Here is a 25057-nt window from a genome sequence, read left to right as displayed (position 1 = left end):
GACATCCCGATTAAAAGGATACGGTCCAATAAAATGGAACCGATGTGGTAGCCAAGGCCGCACCAGTAGTGGGATTAAAAACCTTGAACACGGCTGTCGTTGGGGTCACCGCGATAGCATTCATCGATAGTGCGGCGGTCGTGCCAGTCGGAATCGCAAACGCGACCGTCGGCGTATGTCCGAGACTATGGGTGACGGTAACGAGCCCGTTTGCATCGGTCGTCTGCGTAGCCGCTGCCCATGCGCTCACCCCTGAGACGATCGTTCCAGTAGCGCCAAACGGAAGCGCACCACTGCCTGGAGCGAGAAACGCGCAAGTCGCCGGGGCGTAGTAGAGGAAATTATTCGCGGTGATGCCGACGGCAGGACTCCCTGTGTTGGCTTGGTTGTACGAATAAAGCCGCGTGTTAGACATCCGCACCACGTTGTTTGCCGTGCCGCCGATGAAAAGAGCGCTCCCGGGGAAATTGCCCATATCACAATTGCTGAGAAGAAGCTCATTTCCAGACGACGCAGCGTCAAAGACAATGCCAGTTCCGACTGCTCCATTCGGCCCTTGAGCTACCCAATTCGACAGGTAGCCGACGAACGATGACACATTCGCACCCACATAGAGGCTGGCAACCCCGACCGAATCGAAATCGCAATTTACTGCCGCAAATTTGCTGGTCGCGCCCTGAGAGGCCAGATAAAGCAAAACACCGTATGCGTACGAATACGCAAAGATATTGCTCAACTGAGGATTATCATTCCGCCCCGAGTAATAAACGATCCCGTTCGCCAGCGTGTAGTTCGTCACGCCCACGTCGAATGACCAGAACGGCCAGAAGTGGATGTCGTCGGTTTTCACCACGTCTGCGGCCATGTCAATTTGCAAACCGACCGACAACGGCTGCCCCTTCCAGTGCCGGATAGAGGCGCGCGATTGCGACATCGCGCCGGAAGTGAACATCACGCCTTTGGTCGGATTGAGCGTGACAAAGTCGTCCATCTCCAATTCGCAATCGTAGAAATAGAAATCGAAATCGTTCGCTGCTGGCGTGTACGCGCCCCCGTTTGGCGTCGGTTGGTTGCGCATCGTTCCAATGCCCTTAACCGTCGCGGTGACTAGCGTGGAATTTCCACTGTTGACAGCGAATCCTTGTCCGGCGTGATCAAAGTAAAACCATGAACCCGGGCCGCGCCCGTTTGTGGGTGTGCCAGCTGCACCCTTGAACAGCTCGCAGCCCTCGCCCAGCATATTGAAGGTAGCAGACGACGTAATCGGAGCGGTGGTGCGATATGCGGATGTAGCAGAAACAGAGTTTGCGACGATCGGCGCGCCAGTTGTCGATTGCCATGTTACGGCAGCCTGAATTGCAGCAGTGTCATCGGCCCCGTTTCCCGTTGTGCCGTTCGAATTTCCTTTGGCGCCGAACTGAAAAAGCGTAACCGCGCCACACGGAATCAAACGCCAGCAGCCTGTTCCGGTGTTGCTCGTGATGATGGTCCCACCGTTGGCGCTCGACTGCGGGCACGTCGAGTCGTACCAGTAATCGCCGGCTCCAGGTCCACCGGGGTAATAGGCGTTCGTGGATGCTCGCTGGTAGATGGCTACGTTCAGGTTTTGAAGTGCTGCGACCGAGCCGAGCACCCGCGGAAGGATCGCCCCCCAAGACAGTTGAGCGTCGCCGACAGTGCCGGAGCTTGGCACGCCGATTGTGCGCGTCGAACCGCCTGCGGCATAGACCGCCAGAACTCCTAGAGGAACCGTCGGATTAAAGCTAAGAACTTGGCCGGCGAGAGTGCAATCCCATTGCCGATCAGAATCGAAGTAAATCGGAACGTTAGCGATTGCCCCATAGGTTCCAGCGAGCGCAATGCTCGTGCTAAAGCCAGGTGCGAATTGAGAGGCGCTCGCGGCGCCCATCGATTCACTGGTGACGCTTTGCGAGTGATTTACCGTCCATGATGTGCCAGAACCGGCAGTAATGGTCGTGCCCGCAGTGACGCCCGCGCCGAAAACTGTTTGCCCAATCGCGATGGTGCCAGTTACGGCGCTGGACGTTAGCGTCGTGCCGCTGATAGAACCAGTGAATGTCGGGCCAGCAGTAAATGTCTCAACCGTGGCGTTCGTCGTCGTGAGATCAGTGACCGTGGCGTAGACGAGCGATCCCGATTGCAGAATGGCGATCTTCTCCGCGCCGGTGAGCGTGTTCCTGAAAGTGAGATTGGCCGGATTTACTTTGGCATTGACATAGGCCGCTAACTGACCCGCAGTCGTGGCTGCCTCGGCTCCGCTCTGAGACGTATAGACCAGATCCGCGTCTTGCGTTGCTCCCGCTGAGGGGAACTGCTTTAACTGCTCGCCAGTAACGGTCATGTGAGTGCCAAATAAAAAACCACCGCGAAGGTGGTTGTAATGCGACGAGATGACGGCGGCGTATTGCTTACCATTCGATCGTTAAGAAGCCGGGCATACCAGCGCTTGATGCGGCACCAGCCCCGCCGATACCATAGGCAGACCCGCCGCCGGCGCCGCCGGCGCCATACCCATAACCTGGTGTTGCTGCTATGCCGCCGCCCTGGCCAGCACGCCCCCCGAATCCGCCGCCGCCAAATGGCCCCGATGCTCCTCCTCCTCCTACAGCCGCATATGCCTGGACACTGCCAGCATTCAGACCATCTGGGGCCGGTCCGCCAGCAGGAAACCCGGTCCCTCCGATTGGCCCACTCACATTTCCCGTGTTGATGCCTTGACCGCCACCGAGGCCGCCACTTCCGCCCGTGAGAGTTAAGGTAGTTATCCCGGAGCCGCTAAATACAACATTGCCACCAGGGTTGCCATTAGGAGCAGTTGCAACCCCTTGGGCCGCACCGGCCACTGAAACGCCACCAGCCCCGATGGTGACGGTGTAAACAACCCCTTGTACTAGGTTGAATGCCTGAAGCAAGACCGGCATCCCAGCACCGCCGCCGCTTCCACATGCGCCTGCGGCGTTGGTAATGTTATTGCTGCCGCCGCCACCGCCACTGCCGCCGCCGGCAGCGCCACTTACAAAATGGGTGCCCGTGTAAGTCGCGGTGAATGTTCCGCTCGACGTAAAAGTGGCGAACCCATGAATAGCCGACATAGCGGCCTGCAGATTCGCCAACAATGTCGCGGTCGTGCCGTCGTCAATCGCGGGCTGACCACTGTTGTTGACGATGAACTGCGCAAGCACCGCTGCCATGATGCTCGACTGGCGCCACGGTTTATTCAACTGTGCAGACGGGGCGATGCCAGCTACAAATCCGCCCTGCTGCCACGTTTGGCCCGCATACGAGCTCTGCGGAACGACGTTCGCGCCGGATTGGCCAGCGAACACCAAGAAGTCATTTTCAACAGCCATTTATGCTCCGAGCGGGCAATAAAAAAGCCACCCGAAGGTGGCTGTATTTGGTTTTATGCTGGGGTTATGTAGGTGAACCACGCCCCTATATCAAAGCCTGCAACACTTGATCCGCCGCCAGTGCCGCCAACTATCACGGCCTCTCCTCCTGCAGTGACGACTTGCTGCCCGCCGGAGGTAATCAAAAAAGCAGATAGCGAGGCGTCAAACCCAAAGACGGGAGCATTCTGAACAGATTGGACCCCGTAGAACTCGATCAGCACTCCTGCGGGCCGGAGATTCAGATAACCGCCGGAGAAAAGAGCGAGCGTCACAGCGTTTGGCGTAGGCCCGATGAGGATGATCCCCATCGTCATGTCTTGGTTATCCTGAATCAGGATTTCATACCCAAGCGAGGCGAAGAGCGTTCCCCAGATCGCATAAGCAGATGGAACAGTGCCGTCCCATGAATTAGCGGCGATGGTCGCGTAAAGCAGAATCCGATATGAGTCATCAGGCAGCGCGACAAGTCCTGACGTTGGGTCGAACGGGCCAAGCCATGTTCCCTGATCGAAACCGAGGCCGGTGGTATCGAAGCTGAAATACACGCCCGTGATCGGCTCTTTCAGATTCCGGGTTTGTCCGACCCATTGCCCAACCGTATCAAGCTGAACACCTACCGCAACATCCAGGTCGTACAGGGCCGGAATGCTATTGAGAACCGCTTGAAGATCGGCCGCCGGTTGCACGAGCGCTGCTACCGTGGCCATGAAATTCGGCTGGACATTGTGCTGGCTCGTAATGAGCGACGTGTACGCGTAGATATCTGCCGACATTTACGTGCTCAAAAGGATATTGGCCGAACTGCATGCCGCGGCCTCGGTGAACGCGATCGCGAGGTTGCCGGCCACATAAATCAGCGCGCCGTTGTTGATCGTTTTTCCGGATGGAATGGCTGGCGAGAATCCGACGACCGAGCCGACGACCGACGTCACCGCGGCGGCGATCTGCGATGAGTCGCTGGCGATCAACGTAATGCCTTGGCCGACCGAGAAATTCGTCGGATTGGTTACCGAAACTGCTACTGCGCCTGCGCCATAAGGACCGCCAATCACGCTCATGTCGGCGCGCGCCATGTACACCGAATCGATGTCGTAGGTCGCAGCCAGCGTTGTGAGTTGCGATTGGGTCAAGCCCGTGGCTGTAATCGCCGCATTACCCTGAAGGCCGGCTGGCGAAAGAACCTTATTCAGATTCACGCCGGAGCCAATCGCGAGCGCTTCAATGAAGGCTGAAACTGATTCCTCGATAGCCACACCCGTAGTCGACAAATACCCGACCAGCGGCGTGATATCGATCAGTGCGAAAATCGGTACTTCGGTGAGTTCAAAGAAACTGATATCAATCGGCACGCCAGACGGGTCGTAGACAATCACCGAGGTGGTGCCGTATGTCCCAGTACCAGGAGATTTCTTAACCTCGATGGCAGTCGCAATCTGCGTGACATCACCGCCCTCGACAACAACTGCAATGCTGTTCGCGGGGATGCCGTTGCTGTCCGTGATCTTCGTCGGGTTCTCATAAATCGCATAGCGGCCGACCCCGACCACATTGGCAGCGTTTCCAATAATTGCTTGGAGCGGTGTCAAAGCCGGAAGCGACGTCGAGATGGTCTGACGCTGACGAAGCGCTGCATCCATTTCGACAGGATTGCCCGGCTCCGATACCGCAGGATTAGTCGCTGTTTGCCAGCCCTGCTGCGGCGTCGTGATATTCGTGATCGTGTTCGGAAGAGCCGTAATCGCGCCAATCGTCTGACACGTCGCAGTAACCGAAATGGTTCCGGACGGAGGAATGGTCACAAGCGCAGGAAGAGCCCAGTTGTTCTGCGATGCGTCCTGCACGATGCCGTTATTGATCGTGCGCCCAGCTTGCCCGACGATCGTCAGTAGAGCCGTCGAATAAGTCGAGATCTCGCGCTGGATGCCGTTGATCTTCACGACACTGGATAACCCTGCGCCTTGCGCATACGTCGGCGAGAAGGCGTTATAGACGGTGATTGCAGTCTGGTTGCAGTCGCTGATAGCCTGAGCGAAAACTCCGATGATCTGGCCGTCTTGGCTGTCTGGGTCGATGTAAATGTCACTGCCGTAGATCGACTGATAACTGGCCTGCAATGAAGCAAAAATTTCTGCATACGACGGCGCTGAAATACCGGCCGACGTGATCTGAGCCGAGAGCGTTGCCAGAGGGTAAGTCGTTGCCATCAGGTGCCCGTCGTGATTGTGGTCGTGCCGTAAATCGTGTCGATCGTCGCTGCCAAGGTGAACGCGCGCGTCGCCGGGTTGAGATAGCTCGCGTATTCGGTGATAGCGGTCACGCCCTGCGTTTCAAGAATCACGGTCTGGTAAGCAAGATCGCGGGTCGACCCGGTGTCAGCACCGAGAATGTCGGTGCTGTACGGGACGCCGGCCGTCTGATCGAGAAACCATTCGAGTTGAATCAACTTCAGGCGGGTGAGGACGGCTTGCGCGACGGTGGCGGGGCTATTCACCAAAAAATTGACTTGCGATTGCCCGAACTGCATGTCGCCTGTTGCCGTCAGTTCGCGATATCTCATGTCGTATGGGCGTAAAAAAGCCCGCCGAAGCGGGCTGGTTGAGCGTTACGTGCCGGACACTGGAGGCCCGCTTTCATCTGTTCCGTGCTGGACGCCGCTGGTCAAGTGGTTCTGCAGGCTGACGGTCCCGGCAACCACATCGCCGGTTGTGGCAATGCTTCCGTTGTACGTAGATGCGTTCGTGGCGCCGGCTTGGTTCTCGACGTTGATCACGCCGGTAACGGTCAGAGTTGGTGCCGTGATCGTCATGCCGCCCGGCGCGACCACATTCACCACCTTGCCGGCCGGGTCTAGCTCGACATACGTCGAACCATCATTGCTTCGCAGTTGTGCGGTCGTCGTGCTGATATCCGAAATCAGCGTCGCCTGCGAAAAGGGCCCGACTGTCGCGAACCCATCGGATAGGTCGTGCATCCGCAGTTCTGACTGAACCTGAACGCCTCCCGACGACCACCACGCATCGATGCAGCGCGAGGAAAAGGAGACAAGGCACTCGTCGCCCTTCGCGATCGGAAACGTGAAGGTGCAGTTCCCGCCGCGCTGGTAGACGACCGGGCAATCCAGCAGCAGCGGCAATGCCACCCACTGCATGGTTCCATTTGGCGATCTGACCTGCGCTTTAATGGCCGGCTGAACCACCACAGTGCCGTTACCATTGACTTGCTCGATGATCCCCGGCAATGTTGTCCAGATATTGGCCTGCCTGCCGTCCAAGGCCGATAGAAGCGCCTCACTGAACGAATTTAGGCGTTCTGTCTGTTGCATCTTTGCCTTGAGACACCATGAAAAATATTGTGCTGTTGCTGGTCTTTGCGTCTGCGCCGGCGTTTTCTCAGCCGACAGCGAAGGGCATGGATCTTGTAGATGGAGCGATCGTTTGCCCGTCAATGGATGAGGCGAATTGGCTTTTCGGCCAGATTAATGCGGCTCGGCACGCTCAGCGATCCCTCTCTCCTGAACTCCGAAAGAGGGCTGCGCTCGTTAATGGGTATGACGTCGGGGCAGAACCTAAACCGTCCGATTACCGATGCCAGTTCGTGCCGGCCGGAACGCCCATGAATGTCAAGATGGAGGACGGCTACCTACCAGTCGTCTGGGGAATCATGAAGGATGGACTCCCATTTGCGGGAGTTACAAGTCCTTCGATGATCGATAACCTGCACAATTAACCGTACGGCTTGACCGATTCATTCTGGTCGCTTGCCGATATATCGACTGCCAGACATGTAAGATCCGAAAACCAGTCATTGCCACGCGTGTCACCGGACATCTCGGCTACCAGCACCCGGTAGAAGCCAGCTGCAGTGGTGACAGTAGCAACTGCGGGCGAGTACGTCAGGCCCTGCTGCTGCGTCGTGATCTGGTTAATATCTGACTGCGCTATCTGTACGAGACAGCCGATGCGGATTAACGGGTTGAGAAGCGCGCGCGCCTTCACGCCATCCGCAGTCGCCTCCGGAATGCCGATGAGCCCAGTTGTCGACGACAGCACGGCAGCCTCACCGGGCCGATATCCTGTGATCGGCACTACGACAAACTGGCCGTTCTGCATCGACCAGCTATACCCATACTTATTGGACCAGTCTCGCGCGTAGTCCCTAGTCATCCCAAACAATGACTTCCCACGGGAAAGCGCCTGAGCCGTCCCGCCACCAGCCCCCGCAATTAACCCGGACGCATCACCAGCAAACGGGAGCGCTGACACCCCGTTGACAGACGGAGCGCTCTGAATCGCATTGATCACTTGCTCGGGGGTCTGCCCGGCCTTCAGCGCTAGGCTGATCACGGCGAAATTATAAAATTCATCGCCGTCCGCCGCCCACACGTCGACATAGTTGTCTACGCTTCGCTCTCTACCCGTCGCGGTTTGCTTGATGGTTCCTTGGAAGACGACCCCGTAGTTCCCGCCGTTTTCATAACCGGCTTGCAAGGTAATCGAGTTAAATTCCTTGCCGATCTTATTGACCGTTCCTGCTGACAAATTGTAGATACGCACATATAAGGTGTTGGGCGCTTGTTCGTCGGCAACGCGCGTAAAGAACTTGAAGCGTAACTCCGAAAGCTCCAACCCCGGCGCGCCAGGCTGCACACCCGCGCTCACGACCAAGGACGCCTTGCGCCCGAACTGATTACTCATGGGGTGATCACATACAAATGCCCAGTAGTGCCAAGATCGGCGAAAGTTGGCACTACATCAGGGGCGTTGTCGGTCTGGCACACCAATTGAAACCCGAACGACAGGTACGCGTATTGTTCAAGCAAATCGGCACCTGTCACCATTGGAATGCCGGACAGAATTGGATTCCCGCTCGCGTCGGCGATATCGAGTACCCAAGATGCATTCGGCGTGTTCCATACGACCGTCATTTCGTAGGTCACACCAACCAATGAAATTTTAAATGACTGGGGATTCGCGGAGAGCGGGATCTCCAAATACGTACTCATGGGAGCGCGCTCACATTGATGTTCGGTGCCGGCACTGGGTACGATGTCGCCCCGGTCTCGGTTACAGCATTCTTCTCTGGATTAGCCATCACCGATGAGTCCGGAAGCGTCACCGTTTGCGTCTGTGCCATCAATATCTGCCGGAACGTGATCCTGATAATCATCGAGTTTTCGGTCTTCTGATCTGTCGTCAGCGCCATGCTCTTGATAAGCATGTTTTTATAGATGCGGCGCGCTGTGTAGACGTCGACCAGCGCTCTTGATCGATATGTGTTCAGTAGGCTTTGATACGCCTGCGTTACCGCATCCTGACCGCCGCTCAAGAGATTAACCACGCCTCCCACCAGTTCAGCCGCACCAATCACGGCTTTAATCGCGCCACTAGAATTGGCTGCCGCACCCAAGATCTGATTGACCGGCCCGGAATTACTTGGACTGTTCGACCAACCCGCCGTAATAACGACATCGGCAGGGCGAACAAACGCATGATCTGCAATTACTGCCCCCTGTTCGACCGGGTTCTCCGTGATTTCAGCTTCGTCCTGGTGCATCTCTTCGACGGTCACTTGAGCCACCAATGCGGTAGCCGTTGACCCTGTTGATGGATAAAAGCCTCTCTTCGGCTTTACCACCAACAGCGAGAGTGCGATCTGTCCGACCGCGGCAGCGTTGCCAAGAATGCTCACACCACCACCCCAGAGAAATTGCGGACCAGATCACCATTGACTCGGCTTTGTTCGCTAGCAACTGCGCGCGCCGTGCCATGCGCATCTGCCGAGCCGTTGACATGAATATCTGTTTTCTGCGTTACCGTCACTGAGCGCCCGCTAAGAGCCGCACCTCCGAGCCGGGTATTTCTGGCAGAAGACATTAGTGCCGCCCCGTTGCCTGACGCTAGCCCGTTCTCATGCTCGAAAATTGCCTGCGCAACCGTGCTTAGCTGGTTGCCAGAAAGATGCGCATCAGCCGATACGCCAAGCTTCTTTGCGACATCGGCGATATACGCCGCAGTATTATTTTCGCTACCCGGCGCCCATCGGGAGATTATCGTTTTAACGGTGTCATAGCCTCGGGCCGCGTAACTTTGCAGAAGGCGAATTGCCGCTTGCGTGCCTTCCTGCATCGATGCGAACGTAGCGAAACCACCACCGTCATCACCGGTGGCACCAGCATGATTCGCGAAGCTGCCAGCTCGGATATTGCCGGGGTTGTTGTTGCGAATACCGCGCGGCGCGCCATTGGCCGCCGGGACCTCGACAATGCTTCCGTCGGCCTGGAATCCGCCATTCTCGCTCGAATGGGTTCCGTTGAAATCATCCCGCCACTTATCAACGTGCCGCCGAATCCAAGCGGTGAATGGCGTCTCTCCCGGGTGTTGTTCGGCCTGCGCTGGCGTTGATCCGTCTGTGCTGCTCGGCGTCCCGCCCCCTGAACTGCCACCCCCTAGGAACTTCGCGACATTTGCGAATGCGCCGATGATATTGCCTATAACCTTCGCCACTTCCCACGCCTTGGTCAGGAATATATCGACGTCTTTACCGACCTCACTCCAGTTGATCTGCGCCACCCAGTTCGCAACCGCCTCAAGCGCTGTCGCGATCTTTCCGGCCACTACGTCGGCATGGGACTCTTCCCATTTCGTAAACTTTTCTGTGATCGTGCTTAAGACTGGCGCCAAGTGTTCTTGAAGGAGCACCCAAAACAGATGTATGTCATCTGCCAGATTTCGAATCGAATTGTCGAAGTCCTTGCCTGCTTCCGCAGCTTGATCCGGAGTAATGTGAAACGCCGCCAACTTTTCACGATACTTATCTTGCGCAGCCTCCAGCTTCGGAAGACCGTTTTCGAGCATCAGCAGCGTGTCCGGGTCAATCCCGAACAAGCCTGCGTATGCAGCAGCCACATAGGGCTTCTGCTTTTTCATCTGTTCGACGAAGCTTTCGAATTTGGCCGCCGGACCATCCCCGGTTACGCCCAGCGACGTAAGCAGGTTGTTCGTTCCCGGGTTCAGCCGAAGCGTGCGCGCGAAGCCCTCAAGCGCACCTTGAGCCTGATCTGCAGTCAGCCCAATCTGCCCAGCCGCGTAACGCAGCGCCATCAGGTTGCCAACGGTTTCACCGGTACGTTGTGACGCGTAATACAGCTTCTCCATTTGATTGGAGATGACAGCCACGCCGGCGACGATGGCTGTTGCAGTTGCAGCAACGGCCACGCCAGCCGCCATGACGCCCTTAGTCACGGTCGCAACAGAGTCGGTGAATTTCTTCATCGACACGACGTCGACCTTGAATCCGAGTGACACCAAAAACTCTTTCAAAACATCATCGTTCATGGCCGATCCCGTTCGGCCGCTTCTTGAAGCCGCCTATTATTTTCATCGCGCACATTGAGCGCGTCATTCATGCGCATCAGGTCTTCAAGATCGAGCGAGCCGTCTTTCAGCGATTCGTACTTGCACATCCCTTCGACCACCGGACGCATAAGCCAGTCTTCGCCATCCGGTAGGGATAGAAGATCTATGCCCGGGCCTACCCTTGGCTCGAACCCGGAGCCGCGGTAGGAAAAAAACCGCGAAGATTCTCCTTCAACACCGCTTGAGCTAGCTTCAGCATTTGGGCGAGATCGATGTCTTGGAACATCAGGCCGCCGCTCGGAGCGATGACGCGCGCCCACTCGCCGCCGTTCTGCGCGCGCGTGACGACAGCCAGGCATTGATCGAGAACGTAATCGGAATCCTCGTCGCTCATCTTCGAGAGAGCGTCGACCACCGGTCCGATCATGTCGGAGAGCTTGGCTCCCTTGAGCATGCTGCCGCCCAAGAACCCCAGCATCGCAGGACCGATCCGGCGCGCGACGTGAAACTGCTTGCGCACGTCCATATGCCCTACGCGGTAGAGATGGCCGCCGATATCAACTGGTTCACTCATGACTTAGATCCCCAAACTCAAAGCCGGGTCCATGATGCCGATATCGAAATTCCACTCGATTGTGCCGGCCTCCATCGCATACGTATTGTTCGGAAACTTGGAGAATGCAACCTGCTGACAGGAATACTGCTCGCCGCGAACAATGTCGGACCCTGCCATTACGTTTTGCCCCCAGTTCGCCGAACTCGTGCGCTGGAAGTTGTACATGGCGCTGAGCAGGCCGTTCGTCGGCGAGGTCTTGAGCAATCGAACCGTGGCCTTCGCGCCCTTGCTTGCGTTCAAGCTGTGCATCGGCGTACCGTCGGCACCGATCACCATCGTGTTGGCGTTCTCGACGAATTCGAAAGTAACGCCTTCCTTGGCATCCCCCGATCCATCACCGAGAGCAATCGCGCCTCCAGGACCCGTTAAGGTCATGGAAAAGTTCATGAATGAATACGTGCTCATTTTTGCTCTCGATTAGGGATTCACGGAAATTGCAAAATTGCTTTTGTGGACCGCACCAGCGAGCTTCACGGCGATCTGGAATGGCACGCTCTGCCGAGCAGCGCGTGCCGCTTGACTCTGGGACGCAACCGGAGGCTGATAGACGTAGAAGCCCTTCGGCAAGAAGTCACCTTCGTTTAACGTACCGAAGCCGCCCGTCGTCCACGTGCCCGGGGCGAACAGTCCATTGTTCACGTATTGCTGGCAGATGCCTTCAATATCCGTCGCGAGGATATGCATCCCCGGATCGGTTTGCGGGATCTTCGTCGTGCTGGTGTAGAGGCGATTGAAGAGAGCCGTCTGCACGTCGATCACGAATGCATCCATGCCGACGATGGTGTCGATGTATTCGCCCGAACACACGACGGCAGGCTCGATGATCGTTGTGCCATTGTTGTAGGCGACATACACATTGCAGTTGCTGGCTTCGAGTGCACCGATCTGCGTTGAATTCAGCGTCTCCGCCTGAACGCCTGGTTCCTGCTTGTACATCAGCGTGATCACGGTGTTGTTGCCCGTGTAGTCGACCGTCAACTGCCGACCGAGTAACGAGTTCACCGCGTAGGCGCTGCTGCTCGAATACTGCACGCAGGTCTTGTTGAAACCGAGCGCCTGGAGTTCGGCAGCGATGTCGGTCGTGACTGCGGCCACTAGAACACCGGCCTCTTGCGTCGTCACACCGTAAAAATGCTTGTTGGTCGTTGCCTCAATAAATGCAGCAACTGCGAGGTGATCGGAATCGGCCGCGCCGCAGATCGTCAGGCCATACCATTGCTGACCGAAGTTGTTGTCGAAGAGAGTCGCCGCAGCCAGCGCTGATTCTGCCGCGACGCCGTTGGCCACATAGGCGCCCGATGAAGTCACTGTCATGCCGAGCAATGCCGAAATATCCGTGCCAGTACCGCCCGATAGCGTAGCGCCCGATACGGTTCCAACTGACCCTGCGAGGGTGAACGCATTACCTGCGGTGCCGGGCGTCTTGTAGACGATCTGAAGCGCCGTGCCGGCTGCATTCACCGAATAGGTAGCCTTGACCAGATTCGTATCTGCCGACTGATTCAGGAACGTGACAGCATTCGCGAGCGTTATGGCAAGCGTTGCGCCGATCAGGATTTGCGGGCCGCTCGTAATAGCCGTGACATAGGTCACCACTGTGCCGCCTATCGTGACGGTGGCCGCTGCGGTCGGGTTGACCGCATAAGTCACACTGCCGAATGCCGTCGGCGCACTCGCAAAGCTGAGCGTCGAGGTGACGCCAGTCACGCCGTCCGTGATCTGGAACTGAGCAAAGCTCGAATTCCACACGCAAGTGCTTCCGGCCACAGCCGCGGCGAGCGCGGTCTGAATCAATGCCGCAATGCCATTGAGGTTCGTAGCCGCGGCGAAACTGGCCGGCGAGATGGTAAAAGGCGTGCCGTTGATCGTGATCGAGAAAGCCGGGGTTGTAACCGCGTTCCATGCTGTCATCAGTTGCGCAGCCACCGACAGCGACGCGCCAAACAACTGCGCTGCGGTCGCGGTCTGAGCCCATCGGCCGATCAAGACCGAAGCCGGCTGTGGCGACTGACCAAACCAATCATTTGCCGCGAAGTATTCGGGTGCGGCCGTGCCGTAGTCGCCGGCCACCGCCGTCAGGCTCGGATATGAGCGCATGCGCGAAACTACATCGATCACGGGCGACGAGCCAAGAATCAGCTCGGTGTTCAGGTTCTGAGCCTGAGCCGCGTTCGGAGACAGATTCACCGTCCCGTTAATCAAACGGGAGATGGGTAATTGACTCGTCGTCATGGAGATCCCAATAGAAAAAGCCCGCGCGCGGCGGGCTTAGGAAAACGTGTGTGGACTGTTAATCGGTAACGCTGAAGGGGATGGTGCGCGGGTCGTAATCTACGGTTCCTTCAGCCGACAGCACGTTCAGCACGTTGTAAGTTCGCACTACTTGCCGTCGAATCGTGATGTCGAAATCAAACCGGCGAATCCATTGCTGATTTACCAACTCTGGTGCAGCCATAATTCTGTCCGCGCGCACGAGGCCCATATTGTTGGCCGTGAGCATCGCGTGATTCTGAGATACATACAGACCGTCGCGCGCCTGTGCTGCGTACTGCATCGCGTTGGGGCCGTAGAAACTGACAGCCAACTTGATGACTTCGTGCCGCAGCATCGTGTCCGAGCCTTGCCCCGCACCGTTGTGCATCATGAACGGGTTAGCGTCGGGATCGATATCTGTAATACCGATAGCGCACCAGTTCATGCTCGGGTCTGGCTGGATCGGAACCACCGGCTGCCAGCGGGGCCGTACCATGCTACCCGGCAAGCCTGTCAGGCCGACGATCATCGCCTGGAAGATCGCATCTAAGGCGGCATCCTCAACTGGCGGCGTAGGCGCGGCCGGTACGAGATACCCGCCTGTAGAGCTATCCGGCAATGGCGCCCCCTGAGAGCGGAATCAAATCACAGTTGACTGTCATGAAGCCGGCGCCGTACGTCGACCAGTTGCCGACGTTGGACACCGTGTAGCGATTTGATTGCCACGTCACTTCGTCTGCACCTACACCATCGGCTCCAGCAGTGAGACGAAATTTCGTGTGAATCGTGATCGAACCTTTGATGCGCGTGCCTTCTGAGAGGCGCACGAGCAAGTCGCCAGCGTTGTTCGTGACGACGCCACCGAATGGCGTTGAGGTCGTCGTGTTCGATGCGATGCCGGTTCCGTCGACTGTCTGCGCGTTGCGGTAGCAAACGAGGCCGAAATCGAAGAACTCTGGATCTAGCAGGACGTCACTTACGTCTAAAAGCGGCATGCTATTTCCAGAAATGAGAAAGCCCCGACTTTTTAGGTCAGGGCTTAATGTGGTGTCCGGTACTGATCTCCGGATTGGGGGCGGGATCTCTCAGCACAACCCGCACGTAAGGGCGTTACCTTGGCTGCGCATCAGCCTGCGCATTCACCACACAAAGATTCTACGACTTATCGCGTATGACGTGAGTCACAGAATTGCGCATTCCCGCCGTATCCACCAGCGTATTGGTTCGAGTGACGCCCCGCGCGCGGCGCGCGGCAAGCGTCGACTCAGCCAGTTCAGGCTGGATATTGCTGTTGATCTTTTCTTTCACCGCCTCTTCGGCAATAAACCCGGCGGAAGTCAGCCCCTGATTCACTCCGGACGGCTGACCATCGAGCGCTGCGCTTGCTGCGTCGCGCAACTTGTCGAAGCATTGGTCTTGCACCGAGGCAACGCCCGGCACAAGAAATGGCCGCGCCGGGATATTCTTGGCCGGCGAACCCTTCTCTTGGATGTAGCCGATCTGCGCATTCGTGATCGGTTTATCCGTGTTCTCTGGGGAGCCATCGGGGATTCCGACTAACACTTGTTTCTTCGCAAGATCCCCGATCGTCTTTAGCACCGCGGACAACCGGTCCTTGGTAATCGTTACTGTCATACGCACCAACCGCCAGTCTGATACCCGCCGGCACCCATCAAACGCGCGAGGCCAAGGAAGCGCACACCGTAGCTGGTCAGGTTCCACATGCCCGCGTCGCTCAAAGTCGCAGCGGACGTGTCGTAGCTGATGCTCACCTTATCGACTGACTTCGCCGATGTCGGTCCTTTCAATTCTCCGGGAACGCCACTCGTCGCCGCGGCGAGTTCGTCGCGAGCCGACAGCACCAAATGATGTGCCGTCACCAGTTCGAGCCCGAGATTCGTCAACTCCATCCAGCGCGAAGCATTTACAAGCGAAGCAGCCACGCCAAGCCAGAACGAGATCAGCGAGTCAGGGTACTGCGTCGCATCCGCGAATTCCGGGAAGTCGAGACGAAATTGAGTGGGGTTCATGCGTTACGCCTTTGCGGGGCGGCCGGGCTTGCGTTTTTCGTCTGTTTCTACATCGGCAACCGGCGCTTCGTCTGTATGGTGCAGCACGAACCAATGGTTTTCGTATTCAGCCGGGATATCCTGTCCGGTCACGAAATACAGCGGCCGGCAGTCGTCGCGGGTCAGGGTGAAGTCCTGTTTGGCTACTCGTGCCATGATCCTTCCTTGGTGATGCGCCGAGTGCTTATATTACAGCGCCCGGCGCGGCCCGCTTAGATCGCGTCGCGATAGGCCAACGTGGTGCCATAGCGGAATTCCACCTGGCCAAAGCGCGCCCAGTACGTGGTGATCTGGAACAGCGAGCGATACTCAAGCGGCGTGCGCTGCAGTTCCGTCATCGGGTACTGAACGTACTTCTTGCTCTTGTTGTACGCCACCATGCGGTCGACCGTGCCGAGCGTGCCCGGCGTGCCGCCAACGCCCGCGCCGATCAGCCATTTCAGCGGCAAAATCTTGAGCGGCTGGCCTTGCTGGGCGCAGATGTTGTTCTTGATGATGTATGCAAGAATCGTCTCTTGCGCGGCCAGGTTGACTGGCTGGCTGGCGACATAGCCCAATTGCGCAGGCGGCAGCAGCAAGGTGTCGGGAAGAACTTTCCAGCCCGACGCAGACCATGCAGTCGTCAGGATTTCATTGACGTCCTTCAGGATTTCCAGCGCTGTCTTGGTGGTCCACTGCGGCGTGCTTGCAGCGCCGTTTGCGACGTTCTGGAAGCTACCGACCGAGCTGTTCGAGTTCACCAAGCCGGTAAAGCCGAGACTCGAATCGCCGAAATAGACGATGTTATCCAAGTCCATGTTGCGCTTGAGGTTCATGCCCTCAACCTTCTGCGCGTCGACGGGCATGCCGAGCTTCTGAGCCTTCACCAGCTCAGGCACCGTGTACTTGACTTCAGCGCCCCAGAGGCGCATCGGTTGCGGCGTCTTGCCGATATCGAGCGACGGGCCGGCGATTGCGTTGCCTTCGTTCGAGATCCAGTTCAGGCCGCCCGGGTTGATGCCGCCCGACATGGCGAACGCGGAGTTCGTCCATGATGCGATTTCATCAGCCGGCGAAACGTCGGTGCGGATCTCGATGTCGCGCGACCAGGTAAATTCGACCAGCGGCTCATTGAGAGTCTGATCCAGGCGCTCAAGTTGCCCGACCAGAAACACGCCGGTCGAGTCAACCGTTGCTCGGTCGTAGGTGAATTGTTCGTCGGCTGTGAAGCGGCGGATTGCTTTCCGCGACGCCTCGGCGATTTCCCGGCGCTTGAGGAATTTTTGAACAGACATGTCCATTTTTTGATGCTCCAGAAATGCAAAAACCCGCTCGAAGCGGGTCTCTGTGCTGCGCTGTTATGCGCCGGGATTAGATGTTGAACGCGATTTCCGTGATCCCGTACGCATCGGCGGGGCCGGTGAAGTACGTATTCGACGGGAGCGCCACAGTGTTGGTCGTGTCGGACGCTGCCTCAAAACCACCAAGGGGCTTACCGCTTGAAGGAGTTGCGACGCGCACATATACCGTGCCGCCCTTGGCTGCCGCAGTCGTGCCGCCAAGCGAGACGTCCACATAGCCGCGCTTGAGAACGTCGGTCACGCCCGAGGTCGGGGGCGTCGACGTGCCGAGCGGGTCGCTGCCGTTGCCTTGAATCGGGTACGCGCGCAGATTGATACCGTAGACCAGGGCCGCGGTGTCTGCCGAGTTGTTGATCGGCGTGACGAGGCCACCCACCAACTTGACGGCTACACCGAACACGGTCGGCGGAGCGGCGGAGTTGATTTGCTGCGTTTCGATCGTAGCGATCTCGGCGCGCTGAAGGTCACCGGCGAAACCAGCCGGCATGCGAAATGTATAAGCTTGCAACGAAGGCATGTCGGCTCCTTACTTACGGTTCGCCCAGAAATCGGCGTGAATTTGGTTGAGGTCTTTCTTCTGCTCGACTTTGGAATCGTTGGTCTGATTCGACGGCCGTGCATTCTTCTGCTTGACGAGTTCCGACGACGCATGGAAAGCCATCTTCGCCGCGGCACAACTCATCTTCGAAACGTCCGAGTCGCCGACGATCGCGCGCACGAGCTCGCCGTTGCCGTTTTCGAGGCCAGCGCGCAGGGCGCGGCGGCGAAGCACACAGAGCGAATCCGCAGTCTTCTTGCCTTCAGCCTTCGAGTCGAACGTCGGAAGCTTCACGCCCGGAGCGAGGATTTCGGCGCGTGCCTTGGCATCCTGGAATTCGTCCTTGAACGCGGCAGAGTCCTTGGTCGACTTTTTATCGTCTTCCTTCTTCTCTTCGGACTCGTCCGAATCGTTGGTGTCGTCGCCGTCACCCTCTTCATCGTCGCCGTCGGCGTCCTTGGTTTCTTCTTTCTTTTCTTCCTCGGAATCGTTGGTCTTACCAGATTCGAGCTTGCCGACGCGCTCGCCGATCGCAGCCACAGACTGTGCGATCGATTCGATAGCGGCCATGCACTTTGCCATCGGATCAGCTTCGGACTCGTCCTTGGTTGCCTCGTCCGCACCTTTTTCCGCGCCGGGCATGTGGATATGAATGTCAGGAACATTCTTTTCCATGCCATCCTCATCCTTCACTTCGGACAAGGTTTTTTCAAACTCGTCCGTATCGCGCGTCATAAACGCTTTGCGCAACTTGTCCATCAAGCCGGACGTTTGCACAGCCTTCTTTGCTGCCATGGGGAAATCTCCCAAAAGTTTTGAACTGTCTTGGACACTACAGACAGGGCCACAGCGGGCGTTCTTAACAAGCGCCACATGGTTTCCCACAATGGACGCTTGACGCGCCCGCCCAGGCGCGATTTGCTCGTATTCGGCGTCGTAGCCGCAGGAGATTTCCTTCAGCCCGTTATTGCGAATCTCGTTGATTGCGCCCTTGTCGGTGATCAGCAGATCGGCGAGCAGCAGGTAGCTTTGCTCGCCTTCGCCGCGCCGCACGTTGTGCGCGGTTCCCTTCGCAAGGTAGGACCATGTGTCGGGGGTGACAGGATCATTGGGATGGTTCAGGGTGACCGGCTTGCCGAGAAAGCTTGCAATCGTCTCAGGATCGAACACCGCATCTTCATCGCGCTCTACCTCAATCACCCCATCCTTACCATCGATCCCTTCAAGCTCCATCTCGGCGTAGTCCTGCACACCGGTACGAGCGATCGGCACCTCTTCGCAAAGCAAATAGCCTTCGGGAGTAAAAGACTGCTTGGGGCCGAGTTGTTCAGTGGAGAAGAATCCCGACGCCGTTACAGCATCGTTCGTTCGCGTCCGCTTGCAAGAATCGCATTGGCACGTCATGCATCACTTCCCGGCGCTAATGCGAACTGCTGCGGGATCTCCGGTCGTAATGAACGACAGATTGGTATTCGCATTGAGGTTCAGCGTGACGGGCACGTTCTGCACAAGCGGGTGCCCATTGGCAACCGTGACCGTGGCGCCATAGCCGACGTAGGCCACCGCCGGCCCGAGGTTGGTCAGAATGACTTGCGTCGGCGTGCCGGTCGCCGGAACGGCAACTACTTGCGATACACCGTTCGCGGCGATGACCGCTTCGCCAGTGAATACAAAATCGGGGAGTGCCATCAGCTAGCCTTGGGCGTAAAAAAGCCCGCTCGGGGCGGGCTATCGGGGAAGAACAACTTTGCACCAGCATCGGCAGTTGGGAACGCAACCAGCGTGTCCGGTGAGGCCATCCAGCGTCGGCGGGTCATCCCATGCAACGAACTTTCCGTCCATGGCTTTGTGCGACGGGCGCACATTGGAATCATGGGACGTCGTGAAAATGTACCCAGGCGAGCCAATCGACTGCGCCCTTGCTTGCGTCAGCGTTGTTGCGCTCCGGCTCACTTCCGTTCTCGCAATCAGCGTGGCGCGGCTTTTCGTGACGTCTTCAGTGCGAAGGATTTCTTTTGCTATCTCGGATGCGCGGGTCGAATTCTCCAGCCCTTCAAGCGTTAGCCGATGAACCCGCTGCGCCGCATCCAGCGGAATGCTCTGGATCAGTCCGACCTGTTCTTCGAGAAGTGCTCGCAAAACTGATCCAGTAGGCGCGTTGCGAATCTCTTCGCGAATGCCTCGCGACATGTCTTTCGCATGCTCCATCCATGCGTTTTTGTCCTGCAGCGCTACGTCCATCAGCATGTTGCTGGCAGTCTGAATCGCCCAATTGCGCAGCATGGATGAATACGCGTCGAGCAGGTTCGTGATCGTCGGCACCTGGCTCATATCGCCAGGGGTGAACGGCCGCACAATCGCGCCGACATGCTCGGCCACCTTGCGCAACTGAGACCCGTACCGCAACTCAGCGCGCTTGGTCCGAACCGGATTGCGTTCCCGTTCGCGCTTGCGGTCAATGGTCAGCATTAGCGTTTCATGAACCGCTTGAAGAATGAATCGTTCGTCGGGTTCTTCGGGATATCAGGCGGGTTTTCGTCGGGTTCTGGCGGAGGAGCCTCTTTCTCCAACTTCTCGGCCTCGGCAATGTCTTTGTCCGAAATGTTTCCGAACAACCCGGAGACTGGCGCCGACGCCTTCAATTCCTTCATGCCGACGGATGGCTTCACCAACTGCGCGTCAACAGCCTCTACGACTGCCGCCGTCTTCTTGGTGGCTATTTCCGCTTTCTCCGCCTCGCTCATTTCCTGGAGGCTACGGAACTCAAACTGAAAACCATCATCGAGCGGCTTTCCAAGCGTCGACATAGACATGACCGAGAGGAGGCGGTGAACCGGATTACGAAGCCGGCGTTCTTGCTGCTGCTTCACCTTCTCGTGCCACTGCTTCATCTCACCTTCGCCCGTGGCACTAAGACCAGTCGGAGATTGCCCGAACAGTCGGGTGAAAGGCATTCCGAGTGCCCCACAGAGTTGCTGAGCGAACTGCGTAAGCATGTCCGACAAACCAGCAAACGTGTAGGTGTGCGACTCGAACTTATCCTTGCCGTCGACCAACGTCATGCCCTCATTGGTCTGAGCGAGACGCGTGAATTCGATCTGCGCTTTCAGGCCGGCGAGAGCGGGACCACCGAGTGCTATAACGTCGCGCAACCCCTCGATCGTCATAGTGCGCAGATGCGCTTTGTAAATCAGTTGACCGGCACCGACGCTTGCGCTATCGAATGCGATCAGTCGATCCCACATCGGCTCCAGAACAGACAGACCCCAGCCATTTTCAGAAACGCGCTGATAGAACGGCAAGTCCATGCCATCCAGGCGGATAACGCGTGAGTAGTGAATCTTTGCTTTCGGAATGGCTGCATAATCCGCGATGACGTTGTAGAAGACGGGCTTGCCCATGTCAGGGCCATACTCCGTCACAACCTCACCGACTGGCGGCGATACCATCCAGCGATCAAGAATCAGCAGGCCTTTGAATTGCCCTTTGGCTACAGTCTCAACTCGGAGGGGCGTCGAAAGATCCTGGCCTTCAATGAGCATCACAGCGAGCGAGCCGCCGTACAAGTTGGCCCACTTGCCGTCGTCGCACAGCGCGTCCCAGATACCTAGGCGCATCATGTCGCGCTCGATCAGGCTGATGTCTTCAGGATCCATCCCGGACATCTCGATGCCGCACCGGGTCATGTCTTCCGGCATTGCGTCGACGGCCGCGCGCACGATCCAGCTACCGCGGTATGCAGCCTCAAGCGCGATGCGATTTCGGCTTTGATACGAAAGCGTGTAGATCGAGCCAGACGACTGATTGTTCGTTCCCCAGCCTACATTCGCGCCAAAATTGGCAAAGCTGTCATTGGTTTGGACGGACTGCTTGGGAGCAGCTTGATTTGCTCTTTTCCGCGACATTCTGAGTTATTCCTTGCGCTCAGAGGCGCGAGCATTGAGCAGAGTTATCCAGCCAATTTGGCCCAAACAGAGAGATCCTTCGCGCCGGCTAGCATGTCGTTTATCGCATCGCACATCGGGTCAATCTGGTCATCATGGGCGTGCGTGTCGTCAGCCGTGAAGGCCTCGCACTCGCTGATGAAGTCGCTTGCCCATTCGGCATGCTCGGGGACGTGCACGTAGCCGGAATCGATATAACTGACGACATCCATCACGCGCGAGAGCTTGTCCCGATTGCGTTCTATGCCTTCAATCGGTATTCCGCCCGATGCGCGGATGTCCTGAATCAAGCCGGTTCCACTAGCCTTGTCCTCGACCTTCATCAGGCGAAGCGGCCCCATGTATTGGTTCGAGTTCAGCGCGGAATGCTTATTCCAGAAGTCCATCGCGCGTTGACGTAGCGCCGGCGCTTCCCACTTTCCACGAATCTGGTCAAGCAGGTAGGCGCCCCCATCCAGCCCATAGCCCCAGCACTGGAACACGCTGTAATCGTTGCGCTCAGCAGTCTTCTGTGCGGTGTCCGCATAGATCTTCCGGTAGCGCAACTGCGGCACGACTGAGTAGCGTCTGAACGCACTGCCGCGCAAGATGCCACCGCCCAAAGGCGACGGCCGCTGCATGTACTGGCCACTGAAAACGAAACGGTCAGCAATCTCCAACTCAAGAAGATCCTTCAGCGGCTCTTTATATGGCCAGTAGCTGAACCGACCGTCCTTGTCGCGCTCACCAACCTCGACCAATCCGCGAATGTGCTCGGGGAGAGCAGCAACGTAGTCGTCAGTGATCAGCGCGGGGATATTGATGAACTCCCACTCGCCAGGAACCTTGCCGGCTTTGATAAAGCCCGTTGGATCTTCTTCAGCTAGGCGCTGCATGATGACGATGATCGGCGTGTCAGGATTCGCTTTCCGACTCTTTACCGTGGACACCAGCTTCCGATTAGCCTTATCGCGGTTCGGCCTGCTGTATGCGTCCTCAACCTTGAGCGGATCGTCGATAATGATCGCGCCTTGCCAGCCATCAGCCATGTGCCCAGCACGAAAGCCAGTGATCTGACCGCCAAGCGCCGCAGCGTAGACGCCGCCAGCCTTGCGTCCATCCATCAACACATTCCAGCGTTTCTTCGAGTCAGCATCGTCCGCTATCTGGAGAGGCCACAGTTCCTGATATTCCTCGGATCGCACGATCTCGCGCGCCGTTTCGGAGTTCAACAGTGCCAGGTCGTCAGAGTACGAAATGTGCAGGAAGCGTGCGCGCGCGTTCTTTGTGAGGCCGCGGGCAATCAGGTTAATCGCCACCGTCTCAGTCTTCGACGACCCAGGCGGCACATTGATGACGATGTTCTTGCTTGTGCCAGCTATCACCCGCTCAACTGCGTCAGCGAGCAGGATGTGATGCCAATTAATGCGAAACTTGATGCCCTGGCGTTGCTTGAAGAAGTAGCGCGTGAAGAAAAGATGATCTGCTTCGCATGCGTCCCGAATCGCATTCAGACGCGTCGCTTGCTGGCCCATCTTAGATTTCCTTAAGCACCTCTCTCAGCGCCGTCTTGTATTCTTCTGGGCTTCCAACCGCCCCGCCAATACCTTCCTCTTCCGCCCCGCGTCGGCCGATGTCATCAACTGCTTCCTTATTGGCCCGCAACAGATTCAAACCAATCTCACTCGACAGGTTCGCCATCTTCTGGAGCGATGCTACTGCCTGCAGTTCCATGGGGCTCGCCATCGGGTTCACTTCGTCGACGCGCTGTAGCTGCTGGTTCGCGAGGATGGAAAGCCGATGCGAAGATGCCGCGCTGTGTTCGGCGGCCCCTATCAAATGGTCGCTTACCGCGCGCAATCTAGCTGCCAGGTTGTGCGCGGAAACCTGCGCGGAAATCGGCAATGCCTTTAGTGCTTGCTCAGTCGCAACTATCTGATTCGCAACAATTTTTATTTCCGCGACCTGCGCGGAAACCTTCTCGCGGATAGATGATTCGGAGACACCGAATTCTTTGGCGATGGCACGTCTTGATTCGCCTTCGAGCAAGCGGACCTTTACCTGCGCCCACTGCTCTTCGGTGAGTTTCGATTTACGGCCCATTGCTGCGTCCAATCAAATGAGGTGTTACGCGCTCCCGCCGCCCATCCCCGGAGAAAGGTATCCGGTAGCGACACGTAGCGCGCGGCTGGCGTTGTTGACGGTCACTGTCCAGCTTGACCGGGCAGCGGCGTTTGGCCTGTACCCGTTGCAGGCGAAGCGGCCACGCCGGGTCTGCGCGAAATAAAGAGCCTCGGCCGAAACCGAGGAAACAGGCCGGGGTGACCTGAGAGGAGACTCTGGCGGGGTGACTAGGATTCGAACCTTGACTCGCGCCGAAGCGCTTCCAAGCCTACTAACCAGACCGCCGTTATCGCTAGCATCACGCGCGGTCCAGATTCGGCACCCCATAAAAGGTTGAAGGCAAGCGCTACAAGCGACGGCGTTAGCGCGTCCTGCGCGGGGCTCTGGCGGTTCCCGTGTTGGTGAAGCCTCACCAGGCACCGAGGCTATTAGCAAGGTGCCGCGGGGTCGATCCAGAGCGCTGTCGACCTTCACGGTTGGCGTCTCGGCAACTCTCCGAGTCAAATCAGGTGATGCATACGCCATGCGTGATGGTGCTCGCACTATCCGTATTAAGCTGCCACGCCGACCGTAGCTGACAGCGCGAGCGTGAATCAATACCCCAACCCAAGCTCCTGCGCATTCTCGGCCAGACGGTCAAGCGCGTTCTCCGAACGGACCATTGCGCGAATCCGGTCCAGCTTCGCGAGCATGGACACCTTGAGCGCGGCATCGAGGTTGCGCTGGCGGTCGATGTCTGTTTCCAGGCTGTCGATAATCGCGGGGAGTTCGGGGTTCATACGATGCGCCAATGCAAAAACCCGCCTCAAGGACGGGTTCGGGGAATTTTAGAGCGCAGAAGGCTTACGCCTCAGTTTTACCGGTGTCGTCTAGGACACTACCGCCCTACTGTCAGTTGTCTGCGAACAGTATTTGCATGTGCTGCGGACGATTAGACAAGATGCTAAATCAATTCTTCAGGGTTTACAAGGGGTTGAGAGAGATTTTTCCATCTTATTCATCTTGTTGATTACGCCTGCTAATTTCTTCACGTTCGCCATGCGCGTCTTATCGTAGACCGGAATGAACTCGCCTTCGATAATGACCATCCAGTCGCACACGCGGCCATAGATATCTCTCAGGCTGCGCTGCCCGTGCCACCACGTTTTCCGGTAACACATAGGAAATAGGACTTTAAAGCACCAGCTTCTCCATTCTTCGGGATCGACTTGGGTGACCCTCTTCATCCTTAGGTACCGGTCGATGACGACGTGGCCGTAGTCGCTTTGAGTGCGCCATTTAGCCATGCGGCAGTGCCGTGAACCACGCAACACGCAGGGCATCGGAATGTCAGGGCCGTGGACTTCTCGAAACTCACCGCTCCACCTTATTACCTGAGAACTCGAAATCGTCGAGTACCACCCGCTCGGCACTAGAACCGGGTCGC

At 57.4% G+C, this 25057-nt stretch carries 30 protein-coding genes; 1 reads left to right on the top strand and 29 read right to left on the bottom strand.

Going from position 1 to position 25057, the window contains the following annotated elements:
• Positions 1 to 10: 10 nt before the first annotated feature.
• The 6 genes from ACSOSP_RS28355 to ACSOSP_RS28330 form a co-directional block, all read right to left on the bottom strand.
• Positions 11 to 2362 carry a hypothetical protein gene (locus tag ACSOSP_RS28355; protein WP_455311766.1) on the bottom strand — a complete coding sequence of 784 codons (2352 nt, stop codon included), beginning with the start codon at positions 2360 to 2362 and terminating at the stop codon, positions 11 to 13.
• Positions 2363 to 2429: 67 nt separating this feature from the next.
• On the bottom strand, positions 2430 to 3371 hold the full coding sequence (locus tag ACSOSP_RS28350; protein WP_455311765.1) for a phage tail protein: 942 nt from the start codon (positions 3369 to 3371) through the stop codon (positions 2430 to 2432).
• A gap of 53 nt (positions 3372 to 3424) precedes the next feature.
• Positions 3425 to 4186: a DUF2612 domain-containing protein gene (locus ACSOSP_RS28345; protein ID WP_455311764.1), complete on the bottom strand. Its 762-nt coding sequence runs from the start codon at positions 4184 to 4186 to the stop codon at positions 3425 to 3427.
• Positions 4187 to 5617 carry a baseplate J/gp47 family protein gene (locus ACSOSP_RS28340; protein WP_455311763.1) on the bottom strand — a complete coding sequence of 477 codons (1431 nt, stop codon included), beginning with the start codon at positions 5615 to 5617 and terminating at the stop codon, positions 4187 to 4189.
• Positions 5617 to 5970 carry a hypothetical protein gene (locus ACSOSP_RS28335; protein ID WP_455311762.1) on the bottom strand — a complete coding sequence of 118 codons (354 nt, stop codon included), beginning with the start codon at positions 5968 to 5970 and terminating at the stop codon, positions 5617 to 5619. The genes ACSOSP_RS28340 and ACSOSP_RS28335 overlap by 1 nt, the downstream gene beginning before the upstream one ends.
• A 45-nt stretch (positions 5971 to 6015) precedes the next feature.
• A complete protein-coding gene (locus tag ACSOSP_RS28330) occupies positions 6016 to 6735 on the bottom strand; it encodes a Gp138 family membrane-puncturing spike protein (RefSeq protein ID WP_455311761.1) in 720 nt (239 codons plus the stop codon).
• Between the two features lie 17 nt (positions 6736 to 6752).
• On the opposite strand from ACSOSP_RS28330, the gene ACSOSP_RS28325 reads away from it, so the two are divergent.
• Positions 6753 to 7139: a hypothetical protein gene (locus ACSOSP_RS28325; RefSeq protein ID WP_455311760.1), complete on the top strand. Its 387-nt coding sequence runs from the start codon at positions 6753 to 6755 to the stop codon at positions 7137 to 7139.
• On the opposite strand, the gene ACSOSP_RS28320 is transcribed toward ACSOSP_RS28325, so the two are convergent.
• The 23 genes from ACSOSP_RS28320 to ACSOSP_RS28210 all read right to left on the bottom strand — a co-directional run bounded on the left by ACSOSP_RS28320 (position 7136) and on the right by ACSOSP_RS28210 (position 24917).
• Complete coding sequence (locus tag ACSOSP_RS28320; RefSeq protein ID WP_455311759.1) at positions 7136 to 8107, bottom strand: phage protein; 972 nt, start codon at positions 8105 to 8107, stop codon at positions 7136 to 7138. The genes ACSOSP_RS28325 and ACSOSP_RS28320 overlap by 4 nt on opposite strands.
• Positions 8104 to 8415 (bottom strand): phage baseplate plug family protein, encoded by a 312-nt coding sequence (locus ACSOSP_RS28315; protein WP_455311758.1) that lies wholly within the window; start codon positions 8413 to 8415, stop codon positions 8104 to 8106. The genes ACSOSP_RS28320 and ACSOSP_RS28315 overlap by 4 nt, the downstream gene beginning before the upstream one ends.
• Complete coding sequence (locus ACSOSP_RS28310; protein WP_455311757.1) at positions 8412 to 9101, bottom strand: phage baseplate protein; 690 nt, start codon at positions 9099 to 9101, stop codon at positions 8412 to 8414. The genes ACSOSP_RS28315 and ACSOSP_RS28310 overlap by 4 nt, the downstream gene beginning before the upstream one ends.
• Entirely contained in the window at positions 9098 to 10747 is a 1650-nt protein-coding gene (locus ACSOSP_RS28305) for a hypothetical protein (RefSeq protein WP_455311756.1), read from the bottom strand. The genes ACSOSP_RS28310 and ACSOSP_RS28305 overlap by 4 nt, the downstream gene beginning before the upstream one ends.
• Entirely contained in the window at positions 10744 to 10896 is a 153-nt protein-coding gene (locus ACSOSP_RS28300) for a DUF6889 family protein (protein WP_455311755.1), read from the bottom strand. Before ACSOSP_RS28300 ends, ACSOSP_RS28305 begins: the two co-directional genes overlap by 4 nt.
• A 47-nt stretch (positions 10897 to 10943) precedes the next feature.
• Positions 10944 to 11342, bottom strand: a complete 399-nt coding sequence (locus ACSOSP_RS28295) for a phage tail assembly chaperone (protein WP_455311754.1) — start codon at positions 11340 to 11342, stop codon at positions 10944 to 10946.
• Positions 11343 to 11345: 3 nt separating this feature from the next.
• Positions 11346 to 11789 carry a phage protein gene (locus ACSOSP_RS28290; protein ID WP_455311753.1) on the bottom strand — a complete coding sequence of 148 codons (444 nt, stop codon included), beginning with the start codon at positions 11787 to 11789 and terminating at the stop codon, positions 11346 to 11348.
• 12 nt (positions 11790 to 11801) lie between these two features.
• Entirely contained in the window at positions 11802 to 13616 is a 1815-nt protein-coding gene (locus tag ACSOSP_RS28285) for a DUF3383 family protein (RefSeq protein ID WP_455311752.1), read from the bottom strand.
• A 58-nt stretch (positions 13617 to 13674) separates the two neighbouring features.
• Positions 13675 to 14256, bottom strand: coding sequence for a phage neck terminator protein (locus ACSOSP_RS28280; protein WP_455311751.1), 582 nt, complete (start codon positions 14254 to 14256; stop codon positions 13675 to 13677).
• On the bottom strand, positions 14246 to 14632 hold the full coding sequence (locus ACSOSP_RS28275) for a hypothetical protein (RefSeq protein ID WP_455311750.1): 387 nt from the start codon (positions 14630 to 14632) through the stop codon (positions 14246 to 14248). Before ACSOSP_RS28275 ends, ACSOSP_RS28280 begins: the two co-directional genes overlap by 11 nt.
• 160 nt (positions 14633 to 14792) lie before the next feature.
• Positions 14793 to 15272 carry a hypothetical protein gene (locus ACSOSP_RS28270; RefSeq protein WP_455311749.1) on the bottom strand — a complete coding sequence of 160 codons (480 nt, stop codon included), beginning with the start codon at positions 15270 to 15272 and terminating at the stop codon, positions 14793 to 14795.
• Entirely contained in the window at positions 15269 to 15667 is a 399-nt protein-coding gene (locus tag ACSOSP_RS28265; RefSeq protein ID WP_455311748.1) for a DUF4054 domain-containing protein, read from the bottom strand. Before ACSOSP_RS28265 ends, ACSOSP_RS28270 begins: the two co-directional genes overlap by 4 nt.
• Before the next feature lie 3 nt (positions 15668 to 15670).
• Positions 15671 to 15862: a hypothetical protein gene (locus ACSOSP_RS28260; protein ID WP_455311747.1), complete on the bottom strand. Its 192-nt coding sequence runs from the start codon at positions 15860 to 15862 to the stop codon at positions 15671 to 15673.
• Positions 15863 to 15918: 56 nt separating this feature from the next.
• A complete protein-coding gene (locus ACSOSP_RS28255) occupies positions 15919 to 16986 on the bottom strand; it encodes a DUF2184 domain-containing protein (protein ID WP_455311746.1) in 1068 nt (355 codons plus the stop codon).
• Positions 16987 to 17056: 70 nt separating this feature from the next.
• Positions 17057 to 17563 carry a structural cement protein Gp24 gene (locus ACSOSP_RS28250; protein WP_455311745.1) on the bottom strand — a complete coding sequence of 169 codons (507 nt, stop codon included), beginning with the start codon at positions 17561 to 17563 and terminating at the stop codon, positions 17057 to 17059.
• Between the two features lie 9 nt (positions 17564 to 17572).
• The gene (locus tag ACSOSP_RS28245; RefSeq protein ID WP_455311744.1) at positions 17573 to 18988 is read right to left on the bottom strand and encodes a DUF2213 domain-containing protein; all 1416 of its coding nucleotides are present in this window, start codon (positions 18986 to 18988) and stop codon (positions 17573 to 17575) included.
• A gap of 3 nt (positions 18989 to 18991) precedes the next feature.
• Positions 18992 to 19273 (bottom strand): hypothetical protein, encoded by a 282-nt coding sequence (locus ACSOSP_RS28240; RefSeq protein ID WP_455311743.1) that lies wholly within the window; start codon positions 19271 to 19273, stop codon positions 18992 to 18994.
• A gap of 39 nt (positions 19274 to 19312) precedes the next feature.
• Positions 19313 to 20053, bottom strand: a complete 741-nt coding sequence (locus tag ACSOSP_RS28235; protein ID WP_455311742.1) for a phage head morphogenesis protein — start codon at positions 20051 to 20053, stop codon at positions 19313 to 19315.
• Positions 20053 to 21489: a DUF1073 domain-containing protein gene (locus tag ACSOSP_RS28230; RefSeq protein ID WP_455311741.1), complete on the bottom strand. Its 1437-nt coding sequence runs from the start codon at positions 21487 to 21489 to the stop codon at positions 20053 to 20055. The genes ACSOSP_RS28235 and ACSOSP_RS28230 overlap by 1 nt, the downstream gene beginning before the upstream one ends.
• Before the next feature lie 44 nt (positions 21490 to 21533).
• Positions 21534 to 23042, bottom strand: coding sequence for a phage terminase large subunit (terL, locus tag ACSOSP_RS28225; RefSeq protein WP_455311740.1), 1509 nt, complete (start codon positions 23040 to 23042; stop codon positions 21534 to 21536).
• Position 23043: 1 nt separating this feature from the next.
• Positions 23044 to 23610: a helix-turn-helix domain-containing protein gene (locus ACSOSP_RS28220; protein WP_455311739.1), complete on the bottom strand. Its 567-nt coding sequence runs from the start codon at positions 23608 to 23610 to the stop codon at positions 23044 to 23046.
• A 614-nt stretch (positions 23611 to 24224) separates the two neighbouring features.
• Positions 24225 to 24410 (bottom strand): hypothetical protein, encoded by a 186-nt coding sequence (locus ACSOSP_RS28215; RefSeq protein ID WP_455311738.1) that lies wholly within the window; start codon positions 24408 to 24410, stop codon positions 24225 to 24227.
• Positions 24411 to 24587: 177 nt separating this feature from the next.
• Complete coding sequence (locus tag ACSOSP_RS28210; protein WP_455311737.1) at positions 24588 to 24917, bottom strand: hypothetical protein; 330 nt, start codon at positions 24915 to 24917, stop codon at positions 24588 to 24590.
• Positions 24918 to 25057: the final 140 nt, after the last annotated feature.

It is taken from the genome of Caballeronia sp. KNU42 (genome assembly GCF_053760385.1).
Note: the sequence above shows the minus strand (reverse complement) of the source record. Positions and strands in the feature narration are given on the sequence as shown.